1 protein-coding gene is annotated in these 1134 nt (G+C 62.3%); it reads left to right on the top strand.

Annotated features, from left to right (window positions below; translation table 11 throughout):
- On the top strand, window positions 1-1134 hold a 1134-nt coding region (gene tuf, locus INR38_RS28560), incomplete at both ends, for an elongation factor Tu (protein ID WP_207444609.1).

Genomic DNA, 1134 nt, shown 5'->3' on the forward strand with positions numbered 1-1134 from the left:
CAAGCCGCACGTCAACGTTGGCACCATCGGTCACGTGGACCACGGCAAGACGACCCTGACGGCTGCTATCGCTACCGTTCTGTCCAAGAAGTTCGGCGGCGAAGCCAAGGCTTACGACCAGATCGACGCAGCACCTGAAGAAAAGGCTCGCGGCATCACGATCAACACCGCCCACGTCGAGTACGAAACGGCCGGTCGCCACTACGCTCACGTTGACTGCCCCGGCCACGCCGACTACGTCAAGAACATGATCACCGGCGCTGCTCAAATGGACGGCGCCATCCTGGTGTGCTCGGCCGCTGACGGCCCCATGCCCCAGACCCGCGAGCACATCCTGCTGGCCCGTCAGGTGGGCGTGCCCTACATCATCGTGTTCCTGAACAAGTGCGACATGGTGGACGACGAAGAGCTGCTGGAACTGGTCGAAATGGAAGTGCGCGAGCTGCTTGCCAAGTACGACTTCCCCGGCGACGACACCCCCATCATCCGCGGCTCGGCCAAGCTGGCCCTGGAAGGCGACCAGTCCGACAAGGGCGAACCTGCCATCCTGCGCCTGGCTGAAGCACTGGACTCCTACATCCCCACGCCCGAGCGCGCTGTGGACGGCGCCTTTGCAATGCCCGTGGAAGACGTGTTCTCGATCTCTGGCCGTGGCACCGTGGTGACTGGCCGTATCGAGCGCGGCATCATCAAGGTCGGCGAAGAAATCGAAATCGTCGGTATCCGCGACACCCAGAAGACCATCGTCACCGGCGTGGAAATGTTCCGCAAGCTGCTGGACCAAGGTCAAGCTGGCGACAACGTGGGTCTGCTGCTGCGCGGCACCAAGCGTGAAGACGTGGAACGCGGCCAAGTGCTGTGCAAGCCCGGCTCCATCAAGCCCCACACCCACTTCACGGCTGAGGTGTACGTGCTGTCCAAGGACGAAGGTGGTCGCCACACTCCGTTCTTCAACAACTACCGTCCCCAGTTCTATTTCCGTACGACCGACGTGACCGGCTCCATCGAGCTGCCCGCCGACAAGGAAATGGTGATGCCTGGCGATAACGTGTCGATCACCGTCAAGCTGATCGCCCCCATCGCCATGGAAGAAGGTCTGCGCTTCGCTATCCGCGAAGGTGGCCGTACCGTGGG

It is taken from the genome of Delftia sp. SD018, assembly GCF_017355445.1.
Classification (GTDB): domain Bacteria; phylum Pseudomonadota; class Gammaproteobacteria; order Burkholderiales; family Burkholderiaceae_C; genus Comamonas; species Comamonas acidovorans.